This is a genomic window from Pseudomonas sp. BF-R-24 (genome assembly GCF_019947335.1).
Taxonomy (GTDB): Bacteria; Pseudomonadota; Gammaproteobacteria; order Pseudomonadales; family Pseudomonadaceae; genus Aquipseudomonas; species Aquipseudomonas jessenii.
Genome location: NZ_JAGYGG010000004.1, coordinates 124,372 through 146,868, shown reverse-complemented (window position 1 = coordinate 146,868; position 22,497 = coordinate 124,372). Strand labels below are relative to the sequence as shown.

Genomic DNA, 22,497 nt, shown 5'->3' with positions numbered 1-22,497 from the left:
GAACACAAGCAAGAATGGCTAAGGTATTCGCGATTGCGAACCAAAAGGGTGGCGTGGGCAAAACCACCACCTGCATCAACCTCGCAGCATCCCTGGTCGCGACCAAGCGCCGGGTGCTGTTGATCGATCTTGATCCACAGGGCAACGCCACCATGGGTAGCGGTGTGGATAAACATGGCCTGGAAAACTCGGTCTACGACCTGCTGATCGGAGAATGTGATCTGGCCCAGGCCATGCACTTCTCCGAACACGGTGGTTACCAGCTGTTGCCGGCCAACCGCGATCTCACCGCAGCCGAAGTGGTGCTGCTGGAAATGCAGATGAAGGAAAGCCGTCTGCGCAGCGCGCTGGCGCCGATCCGGGAAAACTACGATTACATCCTGATCGACTGCCCGCCGTCGCTGTCGATGCTGACCTTGAACGCACTGGTTGCCGCTGACGGGGTCATTATCCCCATGCAGTGCGAGTACTTCGCACTCGAAGGCTTGAGCGACCTTGTGGATAACATCAAGCGTATCTCTGAACTGCTGAACCCGAACCTCAAGGTCGAAGGCCTGCTGCGTACGATGTACGACCCACGCCTGAGCCTGATGAACGATGTCTCGGCGCAGCTCAAGGAACACTTCGGCGAGCAGCTCTACGACACCGTCATTCCGCGCAATATCCGTCTGGCCGAAGCGCCAAGCTACGGCATGCCGGCGCTGGCGTACGACAAAGCTTCGCGAGGCGCCGTTGCCTACCTGGCATTGGCGGGCGAAATGGTTCGTCGTCAACGCAAAAACTCACGCATCGCCGCTGCTCAGGCAACTTAAGGAATCCCCATGGCCGTCAAGAAACGAGGTCTCGGACGTGGACTGGATGCTCTGTTGAGTGGTCCGACTGTCAGCTCGCTGGAAGAACAAGCGGCGCAAGCCGATCAGCGTGAGCTGCAACATCTCCCCCTGGATCTGCTCCAGCGCGGCAAGTACCAGCCGCGTCGTGACATGGATCCGCAGGCGCTCGAAGAGCTGGCGCAATCGATCAAGGCCCAGGGCGTCATGCAGCCCATCGTGGTTCGCCCGATCGGCAGCGGCCGCTTTGAAATCATTGCCGGCGAACGCCGCTGGCGCGCCAGCCAGCAAGCCGGGCAGGAAACCATCCCGGCGATGGTTCGCGATGTACCCGATGAAACCGCGATCGCCATCGCGCTGATCGAGAACATTCAGCGCGAAGACCTGAACCCGATTGAAGAAGCGGTGGCCCTGCAGCGGTTGCAGCAGGAGTTCCAGCTGACCCAGCAACAGGTGGCCGAGGCTGTAGGCAAGTCCCGGGTGACCGTGGCCAACCTGTTGCGCCTGATTTCCTTGCCGGAAGTCATCAAGACCATGTTGTCCCACGGCGACCTGGAAATGGGTCATGCCCGTGCTTTGCTCGGTTTGCCGGAAATTCAACAGGTTGAAGGGGCGCGACATGTTGTCGCACGCGGGCTGACCGTGCGCCAAACCGAGGCACTGGTTCGTCAGTGGTTGAGTGGTAAACCGGAGCCTGTGGAAGCGGCAAAACCGGACCCGGATATCGCCCGTCTCGAACAGCGCCTGGCCGAGCGCCTAGGCTCTGCGGTGCAGATCCGCCACGGTAAGAAGGGTAAAGGGCAGTTGGTGATTGGCTACAACTCACTGGATGAGCTTCAAGGCGTACTTGCACATATCCGCTGAAACATTTCCTCATGTAGCGCGCAGTCGGAAATCACTACCTGACAGTTGAATAGGGGCAGAACCGCCCCTATACTCTGCGCGCATTTTGTCGGCACAAATTATGCCAAGTTATTGAATTTCGGCAGCCGACCATTGGGGAGTAAAAGTGATGGAAACCCGCACGCCAAACCGCCTGCCCTTCCATCGCCTGGCAGTTTTTCCGGTGTTAATGGCTCAATTTGTCGTGCTGCTGATCGCCGCTTTGGCGCTCTGGTACCGATATGGAGTCGTTGCCGGGTACTCGGGACTCTGCGGAGGCCTGATAGCCTTGCTACCCAATGTTTATTTCGCTCACAGGGCATTTCGGTTTTCCGGCGCCCGAGCAGCCCAGTCCATCGTCCGGTCTTTTTATGCCGGCGAGGCAGGCAAACTGATTTTGACGGCAGTGCTGTTTGCACTGGTGTTTGCAGGTGTGAAGCCACTGGCGCCGATTGCAGTATTCGGTGCCTTCGTGCTGACTCAGTCGGTCAGCTGGTTCGCTCCCCTGCTGATGAGAACAAGACTTTCGAGACCTTAGGGCGTTTGAGGCAACCATGGCAGAAACAACCGCTTCGGGCTATATCCAGCACCACTTGCAGAACCTGACCTTCGGTCAGCACCCTACCGGCGGCTGGGGCTTTGCCCACACCGCAGCAGAAGCTAAAGAAATGGGCTTCTGGGCTTTCCACGTCGATACTCTCGGCTGGTCGGTCGCATTGGGTCTGATCTTCGTTCTTCTTTTCCGCATGGCGGCCAAGAAAGCGACTTCCGGTCAGCCTGGTGCTTTGCAGAACTTCGTTGAAGTATTGGTCGAATTCGTCGATGGCAGCGTGAAAGACAGCTTCCATGGCCGTAGCCCGGTGATTGCACCGCTGGCACTGACCATCTTCGTCTGGGTGTTCCTGATGAACGCCGTCGACCTGGTACCGGTCGACTGGATTCCTCAGCTGGCCATCCTGATCTCCGGCGATGCACACATCCCGTTCCGCGCCGTGTCGACCACCGACCCGAACGCGACTCTGGCCATGGCCTTCACGGTGTTCGCGCTGATCATTTTCTACAGCATCAAGATCAAGGGCCTCGGCGGCTTCATCGGCGAGCTGACCCTGCACCCGTTCGGCAGCAAGAACATCTTCGTTCAGGCGCTGCTGATTCCGGTGAACTTCCTGCTGGAATTCGTGACCCTGATCGCCAAGCCGATCTCCCTGGCTCTGCGTCTGTTCGGCAACATGTACGCCGGCGAGCTGGTCTTCATTCTGATTGCTGTGATGTTCGGCAGCGGTCTGCTCTGGCTTAGTGGCCTGGGCGTTGTTCTGCAGTGGGCGTGGGCTGTGTTCCACATCCTGATCATCACCCTGCAGGCGTTCATCTTCATGATGTTGACCATCGTCTACCTGTCGATGGCGCACGAAGAAAACCATTAAGGCCAGTCTCGACTAGTCTGATGTCCTTCCCGGTAAAACGGGAAGGTGCTCCTTACGGGGCATCTGAAACGATTTGTTTTACCGCTTTAATCTAAAAAACCTAAACCATACGACGTAAAAGTCGGGAGGAAAGATGGAAACTGTAGTTGGTCTAACCGCTATCGCTGTTGCACTGTTGATCGGCCTGGGCGCACTGGGTACCGCAATTGGTTTCGGCCTGCTGGGCGGCAAGTTCCTGGAAGGCGCAGCGCGTCAGCCAGAAATGGTTCCAATGCTGCAAGTTAAAATGTTCATCGTTGCCGGTCTGCTCGACGCCGTAACCATGATCGGTGTTGGTATCGCTCTGTTCTTCACCTTTGCGAACCCGTTCGTTGGTCAAATCGCTGGCTAATTACTCGGATCTTCCGGGTAATTTGGTGTGATGGACAACGTAACTGCGAGGTGTTGGCGTGAACATTAATGCGACCCTGATTGGCCAGTCCGTTGCGTTCCTGATTTTTGTACTGTTCTGCATGAAGTTCGTATGGCCTCCGGTCATTGCGGCACTGCACGAACGTCAAAAGAAGATCGCTGATGGTCTGGACGCTGCCAGCCGTGCAGCTCGCGACCTGGAGTTGGCCCAAGAAAAAGCGGGTCACCAACTGCGCGAAGCGAAAGCTCAGGCAGCTGAAATCATCGAGCAAGCCAAGAAACGCGGTAACCAGATTGTCGAAGAGGCTGTTGAAAAGGCCCGTGTCGACGCTGACCGTGTGAAGGTTCAGGCTCAGGCCGAGATCGAACAGGAACTGAACAGTGTCAAAGACGCGCTGCGTGCCCAAGTGGGCTTGCTGGCAGTCGGCGGCGCCGAGAAGATCCTGGGTGCCACAATCGATCAAAACGCGCACGCAGAGCTGGTTAACCAACTGGCTGCTGAAATCTAAGCGAGGGCGATCATGGCAGAACTGACCACGTTGGCCCGACCTTACGCTAAGGCGGCCTTCGAGCACGCTCAGGCCCACCAGCAACTGGCCAATTGGTCAGCCATGCTCGGCCTGGCTGCAGCGGTGTCGGAAGACGACACCATGCAGCGCGTGCTCAAGGCCCCGCGACTGACGAGCGCAGAAAAGGCCGCCACGTTTATTGACGTGTGCGGCGACAAGTTTGATGCCAAGGCACAGAACTTCATCCACGTCGTTGCCGAAAACGACCGTCTCCCGCTGTTGCCGGAGATCGCCGCTCTGTTCGACCTGTACAAGGCCGAACAAGAGAAGTCGGTAGACGTTGAAGTCACCAGTGCTTTTGCATTGAACCAAGAACAGCAAGACAAACTCGCCAAGGTTCTCAGTGCACGACTCAACCGGGAAGTGCGCCTGCAAGTTGCGGAGGACGCTGCCCTTATTGGTGGTGTCGTCATCCGCGCCGGCGACCTGGTTATCGATGGCTCGATTCGCGGCAAAATCGCGAAACTTGCCGAAGCATTGAAATCTTGAGTTTGAAGGGGCAGCAGAGCAATGCAGCAACTCAATCCTTCCGAAATAAGTGAAATTATCAAGGGCCGCATCGACAAGCTCGATGTGACCTCCCAAGCCCGTAACGAAGGCACTGTCGTCAGCGTATCTGACGGTATCGTGCGGATTCACGGTCTGGCCGACGTAATGTACGGCGAGATGATCGAGTTTCCGGGCGGCGTCTTCGGTATGGCCCTCAACCTGGAGCAAGACTCCGTAGGTGCCGTTGTATTGGGCGCATACCAGTCTCTGGCTGAAGGCATGAGCGCCAAGTGCACTGGCCGCATCCTGGAAGTTCCGGTTGGTAAGGAACTGCTGGGTCGCGTAGTCGACGCACTGGGTAACCCTGTTGACGGCAAAGGTCCACTGGGCAACACCGAGACCGACGCGGTCGAGAAAGTTGCTCCAGGCGTGATCTGGCGTAAGTCGGTAGACCAGCCTGTACAGACTGGCTACAAGGCTGTCGATGCCATGATCCCTGTCGGCCGTGGCCAGCGTGAGCTGATCATCGGTGACCGTCAGATCGGTAAAACCGCTCTGGCGATCGACGCGATCATCAACCAGAAGAACAGCGGCATTTTCTGCGTCTACGTAGCAATCGGTCAGAAACAATCGACCATCGCCAACGTGGTTCGCAAGCTGGAAGAAAACGGCGCCCTGGCCAACACGATCATCGTGGCTGCCAGTGCTTCGGAATCTCCTGCGCTGCAATTCCTGGCACCGTACTCCGGTTGCACCATGGGTGAATTCTTCCGCGACCGCGGTGAAGACGCGCTGATCGTTTATGACGATCTGTCCAAGCAAGCAGTGGCTTACCGCCAGATTTCCCTGCTGCTGCGCCGTCCACCAGGCCGTGAAGCTTACCCAGGCGACGTGTTCTATCTCCACTCCCGTCTGCTGGAGCGCGCATCCCGCGTTTCGGAAGAATACGTAGAGAAGTTCACCAACGGCGCAGTGACCGGCAAAACCGGTTCCCTGACCGCACTGCCGATCATCGAAACCCAGGCTGGCGACGTTTCCGCGTTCGTTCCGACCAACGTGATTTCCATCACCGACGGTCAGATCTTCCTGGAATCGGCCATGTTCAACTCGGGCATCCGTCCTGCAGTGAACGCCGGTGTTTCGGTATCCCGTGTGGGTGGTGCCGCTCAGACCAAGATCATCAAGAAGCTGTCCGGTGGTATCCGTACCGCTCTGGCTCAGTACCGTGAACTGGCGGCATTCGCCCAGTTCGCTTCTGACCTGGACGAAGCGACCCGTAAGCAACTTGAGCATGGTCAGCGCGTTACCGAGCTGATGAAGCAGAAGCAATACGCACCAATGTCGATCGCTGACATGGCGCTGTCGCTGTATGCCGCTGAGCGTGGGTTCCTGACTGACGTTGAAATCGCCAAGATCGGCAGCTTCGAGCAAGCGCTGATTGCTTTCTTCAACCGCGATCACGCCGATTTGATGGCGAAGATCAACGTGAAAGGTGACTTCAATGACGAAATCGACGCTGGCATGAAAGCCGGTATCGAGAAGTTCAAGGCCACCCAAACCTGGTAAGCCGCAGCGGGAGCCGCAAGGCTCCCGCTTGCTAACCTGATAGGTGTTACATGGCAGGCGCAAAAGAGATTCGCAGTAAGATTGCGAGCATCAAAAGCACGCAAAAGATTACCAGCGCCATGGAAAAAGTGGCGGTCAGCAAAATGCGCAAGGCACAAATGCGCATGGCTGCTAGCCGTCCTTATGCGGAGCGTATCCGCCAGGTAATTGGGCATCTGGCCAACGCCAACCCGGAATACCGCCACCCGTTCATGATCGACCGCGAAATCAAGCGTGTTGGTTATGTCGTAGTGAGCAGTGACCGTGGTCTGTGCGGCGGCTTGAACACCAACCTGTTCAAGGCCCTGGTCAAGGACATGGCGGTAAACCGCGAAAACGGCGTCGAGATCGATCTGTGTGTCGTTGGTAGCAAGGGTGCGGCCTTTTTCCGCAACTTCGGCGGTAACGTCGTTGCAGCTATCAGCCACCTGGGTGAAGAGCCGTCGATCAATGATCTGATCGGCAGCGTCAAGGTGATGCTGGATGCCTACCTGGACGGCCGTATTGACCGCCTGTCCGTGGTGTCCAACAAGTTCATCAACACCATGACGCAACAGCCTACCGTGGAGCAGTTGATTCCACTGGTGGCAACCCCGGATCAAGACCTCAAGCACCACTGGGACTATCTCTACGAACCGGATGCCAAGGAGCTGCTCGACGGCTTGATGGTCCGTTACGTGGAGTCGCAGGTCTACCAGGCGGTGGTCGAGAACAACGCGGCTGAACAAGCTGCGCGGATGATCGCGATGAAGAACGCTACCGACAACGCCGGTGATTTGATCAGCGATTTGCAGCTGGTCTACAACAAGGCGCGTCAGGCTGCGATCACCCAAGAGATCTCGGAAATCGTCGGCGGCGCTGCCGCGGTTTAACGGTTCAAATATTCAGAGGATCCAGCTATGAGTAGCGGACGTATCGTTCAAATCATCGGCGCCGTTATCGACGTGGAATTTCCACGCGACAGCGTACCGAGCATCTACAACGCGCTGACAGTACAAAGCGCGGCCGGGACCACTCTGGAAGTTCAGCAGCAGCTGGGCGACGGCGTGGTTCGTACCATTGCGATGGGTTCCACCGAAGGCCTGAAGCGCGGTCTGGAAGTTACCGACTCTGGCGCAGCCATCTCCGTACCGGTCGGTAAAGCGACTCTGGGCCGGATCATGGACGTTCTGGGCAACCCGATCGACGAAGCTGGCCCTATCGCCACTGAAGAGCGTTGGGGCATTCACCGTCCAGCGCCTTCGTTCGCTGAACAAGCAGGCGGCAACGACCTGCTGGAAACCGGCATCAAGGTTATCGACCTGGTTTGCCCGTTCGCCAAAGGCGGTAAAGTCGGTCTGTTCGGTGGTGCCGGTGTAGGCAAAACCGTAAACATGATGGAACTGATCCGTAACATCGCCATCGAGCACAGCGGTTATTCCGTGTTCGCCGGTGTGGGTGAGCGTACTCGTGAGGGTAACGACTTCTACCACGAGATGAAGGACTCCAACGTTCTGGACAAAGTGGCACTGGTTTACGGTCAGATGAACGAGCCGCCGGGTAACCGTCTGCGCGTAGCACTGACCGGCCTGACCATGGCCGAGAAGTTCCGTGACGAAGGTAACGACGTTCTGCTGTTCGTCGACAACATCTACCGTTACACCCTGGCCGGTACTGAAGTATCCGCACTGCTGGGCCGTATGCCTTCGGCAGTAGGTTACCAGCCGACCCTGGCTGAAGAGATGGGCGTTCTGCAAGAACGTATCACTTCGACCAAGGAAGGTTCGATCACTTCGATCCAAGCGGTATACGTACCTGCGGATGACTTGACCGACCCGTCGCCAGCGACCACCTTCGCCCACTTGGACGCTACCGTCGTTCTGTCCCGTGACATCGCTTCCCTGGGTATCTACCCAGCGGTCGATCCACTCGACTCGACTTCGCGCCAGCTGGACCCGAACGTAATCGGCCAGGACCACTACGACACCGCTCGCGGCGTTCAGTACGTTCTGCAGCGTTACAAAGAACTGAAGGACATCATTGCGATCCTGGGTATGGACGAGCTGTCGGAAGCCGACAAGCAGTTGGTAAACCGTGCTCGTAAGATCCAGCGCTTCTTGTCGCAGCCGTTCTTCGTGGCTGAAGTCTTCACCGGTGCATCGGGTAAATACGTTTCCCTGAAAGACACCATTGCTGGCTTCAAAGGCATCCTCAACGGTGACTACGACCACCTGCCAGAACAAGCGTTCTACATGGTTGGCGGCATCGAAGAAGCGATCGAGAAAGCCAAGAAACTGTAATCCCGGCGCCCGGCAACGGGCGCTAATTTAGGTTGAGGCAATCAGATGGCTATGACAGTCCATTGCGATATCGTCAGCGCGGAAGGAGAAATCTTTTCCGGTCTGGTCGAGATGGTGATTGCGCACGGTGCACTGGGTGATCTTGGTATCGCTCTGGGTCACGCGCCGCTGATCACTAATCTGAAGCCAGGTCCGATCCGCCTGGTCAAGCAGGGCGGGGAAGAGGAGGTGTATTACATCTCCGGTGGTTTCCTCGAGGTTCAGCCGAACATGGTCAAGGTTCTTGCCGACACCGTGCAACGTGCTGCCGACCTGGATGAAGCCTCCGCTCAGGAAGCCGTTAAGGCAGCCGAGAAGGCCTTGCATGAACGTGGCGCGGAATTCGATTACGGTTCTGCTGCCGCACGTCTGGCCGAGGCTGCAGCTCAGCTGCGCACCGTCCAGCAGATCCGCAAGAAGTTCGGCCACTAAGGCTGCACTTGTTGTGTGATTGATTAAAAAGGGTAGCCTCGGCTACCCTTTTTTCTTTTCCGATTTTTACAACCCGGTCGCAGCCGCTGACCACCCAGGATTGGTAGCCAGTCATGTCTCTTGAAATCGTTATTCTCGCTGCTGGCCAAGGCACGCGTATGCGTTCTGCTTTGCCGAAAGTTTTGCACCCGATTGCTGGCAACTCCATGCTCGGCCATGTTATCCACAGCGCCCGGCAACTTGATCCACAGCGCATTCACGTCGTGATCGGTCATGGTGCCGATGCGGTGCGCGAACGCCTGGCGGCGGATGACCTGAACTTCGTCCTGCAGGATAAACAGTTGGGTACCGGCCATGCCGTTGCTCAAGCCGTGCCGTTCATTCAGGCCGACACCGTGCTGGTGCTCTACGGCGATGTGCCGTTGATCGAGGTCGACACCCTGCAGCGCCTGCTCAAGAAGGTGGGGCCGCAGCAGTTGGGCTTGCTGACCGTCGAACTGGATGACCCGACCGGTTACGGCCGCATCGTTCGTGATGACGCAGGTAAAGTGACGGCCATCGTCGAACAGAAAGATGCCAACGAAGCCGAACGCAAGATCACCGAAGGCAATACCGGCATTCTGGCGCTGCCTTTTGCCCGTCTCGGCGACTGGATGAGCCGTCTCTCCAACAACAACGCCCAGGGCGAGTACTACCTGACCGACATCATTGCCATGGCAGTGAGCGATGGTCTGGTGGTGGCCACCGAGCAACCGCACGACGCCATGGAAGTGCAGGGCGCTAATGACCGCAAGCAGCTTTCCGAACTTGAACGGCATTATCAATTGCGCGCCGGTCGTCGCTTGATGGCTCAAGGCGTGACGCTGCGCGACCCGGCACGATTCGATGTGCGCGGAGACGTAACCGTAGGCCGCGATGTGCTGATCGACATCAACGTGATCCTCGAAGGCAAGGTGGTCATTGAAGACGACGTGGTGATCGGCCCGAACTGCGTGATCAAGGACAGCACCCTGCGCAAAGGCGTGGTCATCAAGGCCAACAGTCATATCGAAGGTGCCATTCTGGGTGAAGGCAGCGATGCCGGCCCGTTTGCGCGTCTGCGTCCAGGTACCGTGTTGGAAGCGCGAGCCCATGTGGGTAACTTCGTCGAATTGAAAAACGCTCACCTGGGCGAAGGTGCCAAGGCCGGTCACCTGACTTACCTGGGCGATGCCGAAGTCGGGGCGCGCACCAACATTGGTGCCGGCACCATCACCTGCAACTACGACGGCGCCAACAAGTGGAAAACCGTGTTGGGTGAAGATGTGTTCATTGGTTCCAACAACTCGTTGGTAGCGCCTGTGGATATCCTTTCCGGTGCGACCACAGCGGCTGGCTCGACTATTACCTCGACTGTGGATAAGTCCCAGTTGGCCATCGGGCGTGCTCGCCAGAAGAACATCGATGGCTGGAAGCGGCCGGAGAAGATCAAGAAGGGCTGAGTTATCCACAACTCCCTTGTGTAGGAGCGAGCTCGCTCGCGATGGACGTCAATGATGACGAGATCAGTCTGAATAAAGGCAGCGCCCTTAAGTCCATCGCGAGCTCGCTCCTACACAGGGTTATCCACAGCTCTTTTTATCGCATGGCGCTTGACGAAGTTTCGCTGATAGGTTTTGATTGCTTCCGTTATCTTTCGAAACGAAACTTACTAGCTTATGTCGAAGCGCAACACACCTCAGCGCCGTCACAACATCCTCGCCTTGCTCAATGAGCAGGGTGAAGTCAGTGTGGATGAGTTGGCCAAGCGTTTCGAAACGTCGGAAGTTACGATTCGCAAGGATCTGGCGGCGCTTGAAAGCAATGGCCTGTTGCTGCGTCGTTACGGTGGGGCGATCACCATGCCTCAGGAACTGGTCGCCGATCTTGGTCAGCCGGTTTCCAAGTACAAGCAAGCCATCGCCCGTGCCGCCGTCGCGCGGATTCGCGAGCATGCGCGGATCATTATCGACAGTGGCAGTACCACCGCCTCCATGATCCCGGAACTCGGACAGCAACCCGGCCTGGTGGTGATGACCAACTCGCTGCATGTCGCCAATGCCCTGAGCGAACTTGAGCACGAACCGGTGCTGTTGATGACCGGTGGTACCTGGGACCCGCACTCCGAGTCCTTTCAGGGGCAGGTTGCCGAGCAGGTACTACGCTCCTACGATTTCGACCAGCTTTTTATCGGCGCCGATGGCATCGATCTGGTTCGCGGTACAACCACCTTCAACGAACTGCTCGGGCTGAGCCGGGTCATGGCCGAAGTCGCCCGCGAAGTGGTCGTGATGGTGGAGGCCGACAAGATCGGTCGCAAGATTCCCAATCTGGAGCTGCCCTGGAGCAGCGTCCATACCCTTATTACCGATGAACGCCTGCCACTTGAGGCTCGCGATCAGATTCAGGCCCGCGGCATCACATTGATTTGCGCGGCTGTCAGTCAGGAGAAATAGCATGTGTGGAATTGTCGGCGCAGTCGCAGAACGTAACATCACCGCCATCCTCGTCGAAGGCTTGAAGCGTCTGGAATACCGCGGGTATGACAGTGCCGGCGTTGCGGTCTACACCAACGACGAAAAACTCGAGCGCCTGCGTCGTCCGGGCAAGGTCAGTGAGCTGGAGCAGGCGTTGGCCACCGAGCCGCTGGTCGGTCGCCTGGGCATTGCCCACACGCGCTGGGCCACCCACGGTGCACCGTGCGAGCGCAATGCCCACCCGCATTTCTCCGGTGACCTGGCGGTGGTGCATAACGGCATCATCGAGAATCACGAAGCCCTGCGTGAACAACTCAAGGCCCAGGGTTATGTGTTCACCTCGGACACCGACACCGAAGTCATCGCTCACCTGCTGAACCACAAACTCAAGGATCTGAGCGACCTGACCGTGGCCCTCAAGGCAACTGTCAAAGAGTTGCACGGTGCTTACGGCCTGGCAGTGATCAGCGCTCAGCAACCGGATCGCCTGGTTGCAGCCCGCAGCGGCAGCCCGCTGGTGATCGGCCTGGGCCTGGGGGAAAACTTCCTGGCGTCCGACCAGTTGGCCCTGCGTCAGGTCACCGACCGTTTCATGTACCTCGAAGAAGGCGATATCGCCGAAATCCGCCGCGACAGCGTGCAGATCTGGGACGTTGACGGCAAGGCTGTCGAGCGCGAAGCCGTGCAGTATCGCGACGGTGCCGAAGCCGCTGAGAAGGGCGAGTTCCGCCACTTCATGCTCAAGGAAATCCACGAGCAACCGTCCGTGGTGCAGCGCACCCTGGAAGGTCGCCTGAGCCAGAACCAAGTCCTGGTACAGGCATTCGGCCCACAGGCGGCCGAACTGTTCGCCAAAGTGCGTAACGTACAAATCGTCGCGTGTGGCACCAGCTACCACGCAGGCATGGTCGCGCGTTACTGGCTCGAAGAGCTGGCCGGCATTCCGTGCCAGGTCGAAGTCGCCAGCGAATTCCGCTACCGCAAGGTGGTGGTGCAGCCGGACACCTTGTTCGTGACCATTTCCCAGTCCGGTGAGACAGCCGATACCTTGGCCGCGCTGCGCAACGCCAAGGAACTGGGTTACCTCGCCAGCCTGGCGATCTGCAACGTCGGCATCAGCTCGCTGGTGCGCGAATCCGATCTGACCCTGTTGACCCAGGCCGGTCGCGAAATCGGTGTGGCTTCGACCAAAGCCTTCACCACGCAATTGGTTGGCCTGTTGTTGCTGACGCTTTCCCTGGGTCAGGTTCGTGGCACCTTGGCCAAAGGTGTCGAAGCGACGTTGGTCGAAGAGTTGCGTCGTTTGCCGACCCGTCTGGGCGAGGCGCTGGCCATGGACGGCACCGTGGAAAAAATCTCCGAGCTGTTCGCCGAGAAACACCACACGCTGTTCCTCGGCCGTGGCGCGCAGTTCCCGGTCGCGATGGAAGGGGCACTCAAGCTCAAGGAAATCTCCTACATCCACGCTGAAGCCTATCCGGCCGGCGAGCTGAAACATGGCCCGTTGGCGCTTGTGGATAACGACATGCCAGTGGTGACCGTGGCGCCGAACAACGAACTGCTGGAGAAGCTGAAGTCCAACCTTCAGGAAGTCCGCGCCCGCGGTGGCCAGTTGATCGTCTTCGCTGACGAGAAGGCCGGCATGACCAACGGTGAAGGCACTCACGTTGTGCACATGCCGCACATTCACGACATCCTGGCGCCGATTCTCTACACCATCCCGCTGCAACTGCTGTCGTACTACGTTGCCGTACTCAAGGGCACCGACGTTGACCAGCCGCGCAACCTGGCGAAGTCGGTCACTGTGGAATAAGTTATCCACAGGTGAAAAACCCCCTTCTCAGGGGGTTTTTCTGTTTCTAGGCGGTCGTAATTCGACGCTCCCGCCGCATGTCCAGCAGATGGACCATGACACAGGCGTACAAGGTCACCAGTATGAACAGGCCCATGCGGATGGCGAAGGCGGTGTAGACGTCCTTGCCTGCTGCACTGTCCTGTACCGATTGGCCGAGCAGAATGATCAGGGTCGCCAGGCTGTTGAGCCAGAAACTCGGTGGTTGTCGAGTCATGGCCACACCGTAGAGTTTTCTGGCCACCAGCAAACCGAATAGCAACATCCACAGAAAGAACATCCACAGGTTGACGAACAGGCTGAGTGCGCACCAGAAAAGAATTGCCATCAGGCCACCGAGCAGGGTCGAGCCGAGCAACTCCTGGCCGGCGGTGCGGGCGCTGGTCGCGCAGCTTTGTTGGCCGAGGCTGACGGCTTTCATGATGATCGGCAGGTAGCTGGCCGGGTCGATCATGGCCAGCAGGAAAGTGGGCAGTACCACCAGCGTGGCACGTAGCGCCAGCCAACTGCTTTCGGTTGGAGTAAGGCTCGGGCCGGGTTTGGCCGCGGGGGCGCTGGCGGGGTCGGGAAACAGCCAATGGCTGATGGTCAGCGTGGTGACGGCCAGGAACAGCCCCTTGACCAGGGCCACGATCACCTCAAGCGCCAGGGCGAATTCAGCGGTTCCGGCCGAACTGATCAAGGTCAGGCCCACCACCAGAAACGTCGCCACCAGCGGGTTGCCGCCGCGCAGGCCATAACCGAAGGCCAGGAACAGGCATAGCCCTACCAGCAGTACACCGCTGAACGGGTAGTAACGCAGCAGGGGAATGAGCAACAGGCCGGTCCCGGTGGTCAGCATAAGGATCAGGATCAGGCCCAGGCTGGCCTTGAACGGCAATGGTCGGTTCATCGCTGCCAGCATCATCAGCGCCAGCATCGGAGAGAGGAACGGGATGGGCAGGGCCAGACCAAAGCTCGCCGCCAGGCACAGCGCCGTGCCGAAGCTCAGGCGCAGGGCGCGCTGAACCCGGGGCGGGCGCTCAATACGCATAGGACATCCAGCTCATCAGGCGCAGGAACAGGCGACCCAGGATATTCAGCGGGTTACTTTCACTCGGAAATGCCATGACTTCGGCCTGCCCGCCGGACCGGATGCCTTGCGGGCTGGTCAACTCACCGGGCTCGAACTCGATGATCACCGGAAAGCGCTGGGCAGGGCGTAGCCAGTCGCGGCTGTTCTCCACTTTCGGCAGACTACCCGGCTGAGTGCTCTGACCAACTTCGACGCCATAGCCGACGCTGCGCACATGGCCTTTGAAAATTCTCCCCGGCAGGGCGTCGAGGACGATGGACACCGGCGTCCCTGGCTGGACACTTCCCAGGTTGTTTTCGGTCATGTCGGCGCTGATCCAGACATCGTGGATGGCGATCAGGGTCATCACCGGCGCACCGGCGGAAGCAAACTGGCCGACATCGGTGCGCAGATCGGTGATCAGGCCGGCCGAGCGCGCGTGGACCTTCGTATTGCTCAAGTCCAGCTCGGCTTTTTCAAGGTTGCTGGCGGCACTGAGCAACTGGGCGTTTTCGTCTTCGTTACCGCCCTGTTGTTCGCGCGCACGTTGCACTTCGGCCTTGGCCGCGGCGACCTGGCTGATGGATTCTTCCAGGGTGGCGCGGGATATCTCCAGGCGTCGCAGCGAGATGGTGCCCGGGTCTTCTCTGTACAGGCGTTCAAGCCGCTGGATGTCCTGGCGTGCCTTGAGCTCGTTGGCCTGGGATGCACGCAGTGATGCTTGCTTGGAGTCGACGCCGGCGGTGTTGGCGCCCACCTGGCGACGGGTCGACTCAAGGTCGGCGCGAGCGCGATCGACGGCAATCTGGTACTGCTCCGGGTTGACTTCAAACAGCAATTCGCCAGCCTTTACGTCCTGGTTGTTGCGTACATGCACCTTGGTCACCCGGCCGGATACCTCGGCGGCCACCGGTACAATGAAGGCCTGCACCCGTGCCTGTTGCGTGTAGGGGGTGTAACGGTCGGCCATCAGGTACCAGACCAGACTCAGGATGATCAGCAGCACCACCCAGTTGATTGCTTTTTTCGCAGGGTCGGCGGCAGGTGTCGGGGCTTTCTCGGCGGCCGGTTGTTGGCTGTCAGTCATTGGCACTTTCCTTCGGTTCGTCGAGCAGATCGCCCCAATCGGTCCGTTCTTGCATTTGTTTGCGGGTGGCCGGGTCGATCATCGGCTGGTCGCTGTACCAGCCTCCGCCCAGAGCCTTGTATAGGGCGATCAGGCTGTTGACCGCGGTGCCACGGTTGACCAGGTAGATATCCTGTTGGGCAAACAGAGCCCGCTGGGCATCCAGCACGCGCTGGAAATCGGAATAGCCTTCGCGGTATTGGGCATTGGCCAGGGTCACCGAACGTTCGGCGGCCACCGATGCATCGCTGAGGATCCGGTCGCGCTCCAGTGCCTTGATCAAGCCGGTCGCGGCGTCGTCCGCCTCGCGTGCCGCCTGGCGCACGCTGTCCTGGTAGATAACGATCAGTTGCTGCAAGCGCGCATCCTGCACGCGGACGTTGTTGGTGATCCGGCCGTGGTCGAAGATGTCCCAGCGCAAACTGGGGCCGGCCACCATGTCCAGGGTGTTGGATGCACCGCTGAGCGAGCTGGCAGACCAGACGATGCTGCCCAGCAGGCTGATGGAGGGGTACAGGTCAGTCTCGGCCACACCGATCAACGCCGACTGCGCCGCCACTTGTAGCTCGGCAGCACGAACATCGGGGCGCCGCACCAGCAGGTTGGCCGGCACATCCTGCAAGACCGCAGTATCGAGCAGCGGCACTAAGCCGGTGTTGCGATTGAGGTCAGGGATCGAGCCGGGTGGCTGGCCGATCAGGGTGGACAACGCATTGCGCAAGCTCGCCACCTGGCTCTCGAAGTCCGGGATCGTACTGAGGGTGCCCAGGTACTGGGTCTTGGCTTGTTGCAGATCAAGTTCGGCTTCGGCCCCGCTGTTGAACAGGCGCTCGGTGATCTCGTAGCTGCGTTTTTGCAATTTGGCGTTACTGCGGGCGATGGCCAGGCGCGCCTCGGCGGTGCGCAAGGCGTAGTAGTTTTGCGCCAGTTGCGCGTGCAACAGCACCAAGGCATTTTCATAGTTGGCCTGGGCGGCAAACCAGGATGCGTCCGCCGACTCGATGGCACGGCTGAAACGCCCCCAGAAATCCAGCTCCCAGCCGATATCGAAACCGGCGCTGTATTGCCAGAAATGCGTGTCCTGAGGGTTGGCGCCCCCCGATTGTCGACGGTTCAGGTACAGGCTGTCGGCGCTGGCCTGCTGCAATTGCGGGTAGCGTCCACTCAGGGCGATACCCAATTGCGCCCGGGACTCCATGACCCGCAGGCCAGCGAGGTGCAGGTCGGCGTTGTGGGCATCGGCTTCGGCCATCAAATGGTCCAGCACCGGGTCGTTGAACACGCGCCACCATTGGCGGCTGTCAGGTTGCGCGTGTTGTTGGCCGGCGACCTCCAGGGCCGGGCTGTTCCAGTGGTCGACCCAGGGCTGGGCCGGCGACTGGAAATCCGGGCCCAGTTGTACACAGCCCCCCAGGACGACGGTGCCACAGAGCAGAAGCCGGCTGATGCGAGCAGGGCGTGGCATCAAGCGCAAACTCCTCAGACAGGACGCTGATCGTTCAACGCCTCGATCTCGGGTGTCTCGTTCATCAGCTCGGCAGACGGTTGGTCCTGGACCCATTGCCAGAACAATTGGTAGCCCACCGCCAGCGCCACCGGCCCGATGAACAAACCGATGAAGCCGCCGCTTACCATGCCGCCCAGGGCACCAATCAGAATCACCGGCATCGGGACATCGACGCCACGACCCAGCATCAACGGTTTGAGGACGTTGTCGGCCATCCCGGCAATCAGGCTGTAGATGCCAAACACGACGGTGGCCAGGCTGGTCCCTTCGGTGGCGAAGACAAAAGCGATCACCGGAAGGGTCACCAGCAGTACCGGCAATTGCATGATCCCCATCAACAGCGCCACCATGGCCAGTAGCCCGGCACCGGGGACACCCATGAGCACGAAGCCCACGCCGACCAGCAACATCTGAATGAACGCGATGCCCACTACGCCCTGGGCGACCGCGCGGATGGTTGCAGTGCAGAGCACGGTAATGCGTGGCCCACGCTCTGGTCCGGAAAGGCGCGAGGTGATGGCCAGGGCGCTTCTTTCGCCGTTTTCGCCATAGGCCATGAACACGCCGGCAATGATCAGGGCGCCGATGAACAACAGAAAGCCCACGCCAACATCGGCCATTTTGCCCAACAAGGTCAGGCCGACGGACTTGATATAAGGCATCAGCTTCATGAGCACGCTGCTCATGTCGGTGGCGGCCTGCATCCAGTAGCCATAAAGCGGCTCGCCTATGAGCGGCAGGGAAGCGATTTTTTCGCTGGGGAGCGGAATCTGCAACGTATCGGACTTGAGGACCGCCAGGGTGCCCTGGACCGATTCACTGATCGAGGTGCCCAGCAGGTAGATCGGTACCATCAGCAAAGCCAGGGCGACCACCACGATCAGGGTGGCGGCACGACCGTCCTTGTTGACCAGCTTGCGCTTGATGAGCGCATGCAGGGGATACAGGGTAATGGCCAGAATCATTGCCCAGAGCATCAGGTTGAGGAAGGGGTGGAAGATCTGGAAGCAGAACAGTACCAGCACCGTAATCAACCCGGCGCGAATCAGTACATCGAGCAAACCACCGGACAGTGCTCTAGCGGAAATATTAGTGCGCAACATTGTCGAACTCCTTGCTGTGTCACACAGGTTAGCCAGGCCGTTGAAGTTCAACTCTTCCCTACTAAGTGAATCCATAAAGCAGGATCGACGGGCAGCCGTCAAAGCGTTAAAAACCGATAACGCCTTACTTTAAGTAGAGAAAACTTCAATGAGGTACCTACCAAAAACCCAATAGGTAACAGGTGGTTTGTAGTATAGGAGCAGTCGTATATTCCGCCTGTTTATACAGGCTGGAATCCTGCTGCAGTTGATGGAGTCCGCTGCGAGCCCTTGACTGAAGCGGTTTGGAAGCTGAACCAATGGTTCTTTTTCTCTACCGGGCATTTGCCGTTGCAGCGGGCTGATCAGAATAATTGCCAACAGTCGCACCCGTCGCAAGAAAATAATCGTCATTAATTATCAATAATCCCCGGTCCGCTTTTTGAGGTTTGTGACGCGCTTGGTTTTTACGGTGCAGGCGCTACAGTGCAGTAGCCCATTGATTTACCTGATGGTCTGGCGCCCAACTATGTTGTTGAACATTTGCGCTTAACATTCCGGCCTTCGGTTGCGGTTTATCTATCTGAAATGAGGGCAGTCCCATGGACCGCTTCCAGGAAATGCAGGTCTTCGCTGCTGTCGCCAAGGAGCAGGGTTTTTCGGCGGCGGCGCGGGGTTTGGGTCTGTCGGCGGCCAGCGTCACCCGAGCGGTCGCGGCGCTGGAGAAGCGAATAGGCACACAACTGCTCACGCGTACGACGCGCAGCGTTTATTTGAGCGAGGCCGGTCAACGATATCTGGAGGATTGTCGGAGAATTCTCGCCGAGGTGCAGGAAGCCGAGGACTCGGCAGCGGGCAGCCATATCCATCCCCGTGGGCAACTGACCATCACCGCACCGGTCTTGTTTGGCGAGCTGTTTGTCACGCCGTTGATGGTGAATTATCTGACGCAATTCCCCGAGGTCTGCATCAACGCGCTGCTGGTGGACCGGGTGGTGAGCGTGGTCGAGGAGGGCGTTGATGTGGCCATCCGCATCGGCGAGCTCCCCGACAGCAACCAGCATGCGATCCGCGTGGGCGAAGTGCGGCGGGTGATCTGCGCATCGCCACAGTTTCTGGCCAGCCATGGTCGGCCCAGACATCCCCGGGAACTGGCCCAGGCGCCGATTATTGCGACTTCTGCTATTGGCCAACTCAGGAGTTGGCCATTCATTGAAGACGGCGAGACCTTGAGTGTCCGGGCTGAACCGCGGCTGGTGGTGACGGCGAATCAGGCAGCCATCACGGCGGCCAGTTTGGGGTTGGGCTTCACGCGGGTGCTGTCTTATCAAGTGGCGGGCAAGGTGGCTGCCGGAGAGCTGGAAATCATTCTGGCGGACTTCGAACTGCCGCCGTTGCCCATCCATGTGGTCTATCAGGGCGGGCGCAAAGCACCGGCCCGTGTGCGCAGTTTTGTCGATTTCGCGGTGAAGACCCTGCGCGAGCATCCAGCGCTCAAGCATTGAATTATTTCACTTGTTGAAATAATGGATTGCGTTGGCTGGTGATTCTGTTGTTTTGGAGGTGAGTAGAAGATACGAGCCATCTCTCTCCTGAACAGCAGCACTCACCCGAGGTGTCGACCATGCAAGCGATCAAACTCTACAACTTCCCACGTTCCGGCCACGCTCATCGTGTCGAATTGATGCTGTCCCTGCTGAAACTGCCGACCGAATTGATCTTCGTTGACCTCGCCAAAGGCGAACACAAGCAACCGGCGTTCCTCGCGCTCAATGCTTTCGGTCAGGTGCCGGTGATTGATGATCAGGGCGTGGTGTTGGCCGATTCCAACGCGATTCTGGTTTACCTGGCGCAAAAGTACGGCAACGGTCGCTGGCTACCGGCTGATCCGGTAGGGGCCGCCAAGGTCCAACGCTGGTTGTCGGTGGCTGCCGGTCCGATTGCCTTCGGCCCTGCCCGGGCAAGATTGATTACTGTGTTCGGCGCGCCTTACAACGCTGCAGAAGTGATTGCCTATGCCCATACCGTACTCAAGGTAATCGATCACGAATTGGCCGATACGCCGTATCTTGCCGGCGCTGATCCGACGATTGCCGACGTCGCCGCCTACAGCTACATCGCCCATGCGCCTGAGGGCAATGTGTCGCTGGACGAGTACACCAACATTCGTGCCTGGCTGGCCCGCATCGAAGCCTTGCCGGGTTTTGTCGGCATGCCGCGCACCGTCGCCGGCCTGCAAAAAACCGCCTGATGCTGGTGGCCCGGTGTTGCCGGGCCGCCCCGTTCTGCGCCACAGGCGCAAGGGAGCAGCCGTATGGACCGTTCACCCTGGCATGCCGGCGAGAAACAATTGCAGGCGCATGTGGGCGTTGCCGAACGAATGGAGGCGTTCGGTCGTAAGGTGATTCGCAGCGAGATGCCGGACCAGCACCGCACCTTCTATCAACAATTGCCGTTCATGCTGTACGCAGCGGTGGATGCCGACGGTCATCCCTGGGCCAGTGTCCTTGAAGGCCAGCCCGGTTTCGCACACTCGCCAGAACCTGGTTTGCTGCAATTTCGCAGTCTGCCGGCCTTTGGTGATCCCGCGCAGTTGAGCGAAGGCTCGGCCATCGGACTGCTGGGCATCGAGTTGCACACCCGCCGCCGCAACCGCATCAATGGGCATGTCAGTGCCATGACCATGGATGGTTTCGCAGTGACGGTGGACCAATCCTTCGGCAATTGCCCGCAGTACATTCAGTTGCGCCAGTTTCGCTCGGTGCCGCTGACCGATCCTGCGACCCGTGCCGCCCAGCATTTCGGCGAACTGGATGACGCGAGCAAAGCCATGATCGCCGAGGCGGACACCTTTTTCGTTGCCAGTTATGTGGACGTCGACGGTGAACGCTCGGTGGATGTTTCTCACCGCGGCGGTCAGGCCGGTTTCGTACAGGTGGAAGGCAATCGCCTGACCATTCCGGATTTCGCCGGCAACCTGCATTTCAACACCTTGGGCAACCTGCTGCTCAATCCCCGGGCCGGGTTGTTGTTCATCGATTTCAATACCGGTGATTTGCTGCAGCTCAGTGGGCGCACCGAAATCATCCTGGACGGTCCTCAGGTCGAGGCGTTCCAGGGGGCCGAGCGCCTGTGGACGATCGATGTCGAGCAGGTGATACGTCGTCCGGCTGCCCTGTCGTTGCGCTGGCGCTTCGACGGCGTTTCACCCACCAGTTTGCTCACCGGTACCTGGGAGCAGGCCAAGGCGCGTTTGCAGGCCAAGACCCTGGGCGATCAGTGGCGGCCGTTACGGGTGACGCGGATTGAAGCGCAAAGCCACAGCATTCGCTCACTTTACCTGGAGCCCGCCGACGGAGCGGGGTTGCCACTGTTCCAGGCCGGGCAGCATTTGCCGTTGCGCTTGAACATTGACGGCGATGCATATATCCGCACGTACAGTTTATCGAGCGCACCGTCCGATGATTTTTTCCGCATCAGCGTGAAGCGTGACGGACGGGTGTCTACGCATTTGCATGAGCAGATTCGTGTCGGCGACCTGCTGGAGGCGCGGGCGCCGCAAGGGCATTTCACCGTGGCGCCCCATGAGCGTCGACCCTTGGTGTTGTTGGCGGCCGGGGTCGGCATCACGCCGCTGTTATCGATGCTGCGGGAAGTGGTTTACCAAGGGTTGCGCACCCGGCGTATCCGGCCCACATGGTTCATCCAGAGTTCGCGCACGCTGGCCGACCAGCCATTTCGCCGCGAACTGGATCGCTTGCTCGAGGATGCCGGTGACGCGGTGCGGGTAGTGCGTTTGCTCAGTCAACCGGAAGCCGAGGCGATACAAGGAGAGGACTTCGACCTCAGTGGACGGATCGACGTCGCGCTGCTCAAGGATCTGCTGACAGTCGCGGACTACGATCAGCCGGATTTTGTGGTCTGCGGTCCCGGGAGTTTTACCCAGGCGTTGTACGACGGCTTGCGCGAGTTGGACATTCGCGATTCGCGGATTCACGCCGAAACCTTCGGCCCGTCCACCTTGCGCCGGCGACCGGACCCCGATGCGGTGGTCATCGAACAACCGCCAGCCGCCACCACGTCCGTGCCCGTGGTGTTCCAGCGTTCGGCCAAGGAGGCGCGCTGGCAGCCAGACGGCGGCAGCTTGCTGGAGTTGGCGGAAAGCCGTGGCCTGCGCCCGGAATTCAGTTGTCGCGGCGGCTCCTGCGGCACCTGCAAAACGCGCTTGATCAGCGGTCAGGTGCATTACCCACTGCCGCCAGCGGAGGTGCCGGATGATGGACAGGTGCTGATTTGCTGTGCGATTCCGGCGCAGGGCGCGCAACCGCTGGTACTCGATATCTGAATATCATTTCAGGCGAACATTGCCCGCCGGTCGATGGCTGAGTAGGGTAGGGGCAGAACGAACAAGGGCCGCAGAG

General features: G+C 59.1%; 21 protein-coding genes. 17 read left to right on the top strand and 4 right to left on the bottom strand.

The annotated features are described in order from the left end of the window. Positions 1–14: 14 nt before the first annotated feature. The 14 genes from KGA98_RS04850 to glmS all read left to right on the top strand — a co-directional run bounded on the left by KGA98_RS04850 (position 15) and on the right by glmS (position 13,268). Positions 15–812 (top strand): ParA family protein, encoded by a 798-nt coding sequence (locus tag KGA98_RS04850; protein ID WP_046038783.1) that lies wholly within the window; start codon positions 15–17, stop codon positions 810–812. Between the two features lie 9 nt (positions 813–821). Beyond that, positions 822–1,694, top strand: a complete 873-nt coding sequence (locus KGA98_RS04845; RefSeq protein ID WP_057712660.1) for a ParB/RepB/Spo0J family partition protein — start codon at positions 822–824, stop codon at positions 1,692–1,694. Positions 1,695–1,842: 148 nt separating this feature from the next. Continuing rightward, positions 1,843–2,250 carry a F0F1 ATP synthase subunit I gene (locus KGA98_RS04840; RefSeq protein ID WP_008045685.1) on the top strand — a complete coding sequence of 136 codons (408 nt, stop codon included), beginning with the start codon at positions 1,843–1,845 and terminating at the stop codon, positions 2,248–2,250. Positions 2,251–2,266: 16 nt separating this feature from the next. Further along, a complete protein-coding gene (gene atpB / locus KGA98_RS04835; RefSeq protein ID WP_057712662.1) occupies positions 2,267–3,136 on the top strand; it encodes a F0F1 ATP synthase subunit A in 870 nt (289 codons plus the stop codon). 133 nt (positions 3,137–3,269) lie between these two features. Continuing rightward, complete coding sequence (gene atpE / locus KGA98_RS04830; RefSeq protein WP_003097235.1) at positions 3,270–3,527, top strand: F0F1 ATP synthase subunit C; 258 nt, start codon at positions 3,270–3,272, stop codon at positions 3,525–3,527. A 58-nt stretch (positions 3,528–3,585) separates the two neighbouring features. Further along, positions 3,586–4,056 carry a F0F1 ATP synthase subunit B gene (locus tag KGA98_RS04825; protein ID WP_008045681.1) on the top strand — a complete coding sequence of 157 codons (471 nt, stop codon included), beginning with the start codon at positions 3,586–3,588 and terminating at the stop codon, positions 4,054–4,056. 12 nt (positions 4,057–4,068) lie between these two features. After that, positions 4,069–4,605 (top strand): F0F1 ATP synthase subunit delta, encoded by a 537-nt coding sequence (locus tag KGA98_RS04820; protein WP_008045680.1) that lies wholly within the window; start codon positions 4,069–4,071, stop codon positions 4,603–4,605. A 21-nt stretch (positions 4,606–4,626) separates the two neighbouring features. Beyond that, entirely contained in the window at positions 4,627–6,171 is a 1,545-nt protein-coding gene (gene atpA, locus KGA98_RS04815) for a F0F1 ATP synthase subunit alpha (protein WP_030132553.1), read from the top strand. 50 nt (positions 6,172–6,221) lie between these two features. Next, positions 6,222–7,082, top strand: a complete 861-nt coding sequence (gene atpG, locus KGA98_RS04810) for a F0F1 ATP synthase subunit gamma (RefSeq protein ID WP_008045673.1) — start codon at positions 6,222–6,224, stop codon at positions 7,080–7,082. 27 nt (positions 7,083–7,109) lie between these two features. Further along, positions 7,110–8,489, top strand: a complete 1,380-nt coding sequence (gene atpD, locus KGA98_RS04805; protein WP_008002330.1) for a F0F1 ATP synthase subunit beta — start codon at positions 7,110–7,112, stop codon at positions 8,487–8,489. Positions 8,490–8,534: 45 nt separating this feature from the next. After that, complete coding sequence (locus tag KGA98_RS04800) at positions 8,535–8,960, top strand: F0F1 ATP synthase subunit epsilon (RefSeq protein ID WP_007969909.1); 426 nt, start codon at positions 8,535–8,537, stop codon at positions 8,958–8,960. Between the two features lie 113 nt (positions 8,961–9,073). Beyond that, positions 9,074–10,441 carry a bifunctional UDP-N-acetylglucosamine diphosphorylase/glucosamine-1-phosphate N-acetyltransferase GlmU gene (gene glmU, locus KGA98_RS04795; RefSeq protein ID WP_223501610.1) on the top strand — a complete coding sequence of 456 codons (1,368 nt, stop codon included), beginning with the start codon at positions 9,074–9,076 and terminating at the stop codon, positions 10,439–10,441. Positions 10,442–10,657: 216 nt separating this feature from the next. Continuing rightward, the gene (locus KGA98_RS04790; protein WP_008018362.1) at positions 10,658–11,434 is read left to right on the top strand and encodes a DeoR family transcriptional regulator; all 777 of its coding nucleotides are present in this window, start codon (positions 10,658–10,660) and stop codon (positions 11,432–11,434) included. Between the two features lies 1 nt (position 11,435). Beyond that, positions 11,436–13,268, top strand: coding sequence for a glutamine--fructose-6-phosphate transaminase (isomerizing) (gene glmS / locus KGA98_RS04785; protein WP_223501607.1), 1,833 nt, complete (start codon positions 11,436–11,438; stop codon positions 13,266–13,268). A 46-nt stretch (positions 13,269–13,314) separates the two neighbouring features. On the opposite strand, the gene KGA98_RS04780 is transcribed toward glmS, so the two are convergent. Genes KGA98_RS04780 through KGA98_RS04765 form a run of 4 tightly spaced genes read right to left on the bottom strand, consistent with a single transcriptional unit; the run spans position 13,315 to position 18,097 of the window. Then, positions 13,315–14,340, bottom strand: a complete 1,026-nt coding sequence (locus KGA98_RS04780) for a DUF2955 domain-containing protein (RefSeq protein WP_057712666.1) — start codon at positions 14,338–14,340, stop codon at positions 13,315–13,317. Then, positions 14,330–15,448, bottom strand: a complete 1,119-nt coding sequence (locus KGA98_RS04775) for an HlyD family secretion protein (RefSeq protein ID WP_223501601.1) — start codon at positions 15,446–15,448, stop codon at positions 14,330–14,332. Before KGA98_RS04775 ends, KGA98_RS04780 begins: the two co-directional genes overlap by 11 nt. Then, positions 15,441–16,952, bottom strand: coding sequence for an efflux transporter outer membrane subunit (locus KGA98_RS04770; RefSeq protein ID WP_218494581.1), 1,512 nt, complete (start codon positions 16,950–16,952; stop codon positions 15,441–15,443). Before KGA98_RS04770 ends, KGA98_RS04775 begins: the two co-directional genes overlap by 8 nt. A gap of 14 nt (positions 16,953–16,966) precedes the next feature. Beyond that, positions 16,967–18,097: an AI-2E family transporter gene (locus KGA98_RS04765; protein ID WP_057712669.1), complete on the bottom strand. Its 1,131-nt coding sequence runs from the start codon at positions 18,095–18,097 to the stop codon at positions 16,967–16,969. A 581-nt stretch (positions 18,098–18,678) separates the two neighbouring features. Here KGA98_RS04765 and KGA98_RS04760 point away from each other — a divergent pair. From KGA98_RS04760 to KGA98_RS04750, 3 genes are all read left to right on the top strand, one after another. Then, the gene (locus KGA98_RS04760; RefSeq protein WP_223501599.1) at positions 18,679–19,581 is read left to right on the top strand and encodes a LysR family transcriptional regulator; all 903 of its coding nucleotides are present in this window, start codon (positions 18,679–18,681) and stop codon (positions 19,579–19,581) included. A 119-nt stretch (positions 19,582–19,700) separates the two neighbouring features. Further along, the gene (locus KGA98_RS04755; protein WP_223501597.1) at positions 19,701–20,327 is read left to right on the top strand and encodes a glutathione S-transferase family protein; all 627 of its coding nucleotides are present in this window, start codon (positions 19,701–19,703) and stop codon (positions 20,325–20,327) included. Positions 20,328–20,390: 63 nt separating this feature from the next. Beyond that, positions 20,391–22,421: a pyridoxamine 5'-phosphate oxidase family protein gene (locus tag KGA98_RS04750; RefSeq protein WP_223501595.1), complete on the top strand. Its 2,031-nt coding sequence runs from the start codon at positions 20,391–20,393 to the stop codon at positions 22,419–22,421. The last annotated feature ends 76 nt before the right edge of the window (positions 22,422–22,497 follow it).

What these genes read in the sequence shown, in the direction of transcription:
- KGA98_RS04850 (WP_046038783.1), top strand. Translation starts at nt 15, where the DNA reads ATGGCTAAGGTATTCGCGATTGCGAACCAAAAGGGTGGCGTGGGCAAA.
- KGA98_RS04845 (WP_057712660.1), top strand. Translation starts at nt 822, where the DNA reads ATGGCCGTCAAGAAACGAGGTCTCGGACGTGGACTGGATGCTCTGTTG.
- KGA98_RS04840 (WP_008045685.1), top strand. Translation starts at nt 1,843, where the DNA reads ATGGAAACCCGCACGCCAAACCGCCTGCCCTTCCATCGCCTGGCAGTT.
- atpB (WP_057712662.1), top strand. Translation starts at nt 2,267, where the DNA reads ATGGCAGAAACAACCGCTTCGGGCTATATCCAGCACCACTTGCAGAAC.
- atpE (WP_003097235.1), top strand. Translation starts at nt 3,270, where the DNA reads ATGGAAACTGTAGTTGGTCTAACCGCTATCGCTGTTGCACTGTTGATC.
- KGA98_RS04820 (WP_008045680.1), top strand. Translation starts at nt 4,069, where the DNA reads ATGGCAGAACTGACCACGTTGGCCCGACCTTACGCTAAGGCGGCCTTC.
- atpA (WP_030132553.1), top strand. Translation starts at nt 4,627, where the DNA reads ATGCAGCAACTCAATCCTTCCGAAATAAGTGAAATTATCAAGGGCCGC.
- atpG (WP_008045673.1), top strand. Translation starts at nt 6,222, where the DNA reads ATGGCAGGCGCAAAAGAGATTCGCAGTAAGATTGCGAGCATCAAAAGC.
- atpD (WP_008002330.1), top strand. Translation starts at nt 7,110, where the DNA reads ATGAGTAGCGGACGTATCGTTCAAATCATCGGCGCCGTTATCGACGTG.
- KGA98_RS04800 (WP_007969909.1), top strand. Translation starts at nt 8,535, where the DNA reads ATGGCTATGACAGTCCATTGCGATATCGTCAGCGCGGAAGGAGAAATC.
- glmU (WP_223501610.1), top strand. Translation starts at nt 9,074, where the DNA reads ATGTCTCTTGAAATCGTTATTCTCGCTGCTGGCCAAGGCACGCGTATG.
- KGA98_RS04790 (WP_008018362.1), top strand. Translation starts at nt 10,658, where the DNA reads ATGTCGAAGCGCAACACACCTCAGCGCCGTCACAACATCCTCGCCTTG.
- glmS (WP_223501607.1), top strand. Translation starts at nt 11,436, where the DNA reads ATGTGTGGAATTGTCGGCGCAGTCGCAGAACGTAACATCACCGCCATC.
- KGA98_RS04780 (WP_057712666.1), bottom strand. Translation starts at nt 14,340, where the DNA reads ATGCGTATTGAGCGCCCGCCCCGGGTTCAGCGCGCCCTGCGCCTGAGC.
- KGA98_RS04775 (WP_223501601.1), bottom strand. Translation starts at nt 15,448, where the DNA reads ATGACTGACAGCCAACAACCGGCCGCCGAGAAAGCCCCGACACCTGCC.
- KGA98_RS04770 (WP_218494581.1), bottom strand. Translation starts at nt 16,952, where the DNA reads ATGCCACGCCCTGCTCGCATCAGCCGGCTTCTGCTCTGTGGCACCGTC.
- KGA98_RS04765 (WP_057712669.1), bottom strand. Translation starts at nt 18,097, where the DNA reads ATGTTGCGCACTAATATTTCCGCTAGAGCACTGTCCGGTGGTTTGCTC.
- KGA98_RS04760 (WP_223501599.1), top strand. Translation starts at nt 18,679, where the DNA reads ATGGACCGCTTCCAGGAAATGCAGGTCTTCGCTGCTGTCGCCAAGGAG.
- KGA98_RS04755 (WP_223501597.1), top strand. Translation starts at nt 19,701, where the DNA reads ATGCAAGCGATCAAACTCTACAACTTCCCACGTTCCGGCCACGCTCAT.
- KGA98_RS04750 (WP_223501595.1), top strand. Translation starts at nt 20,391, where the DNA reads ATGGACCGTTCACCCTGGCATGCCGGCGAGAAACAATTGCAGGCGCAT.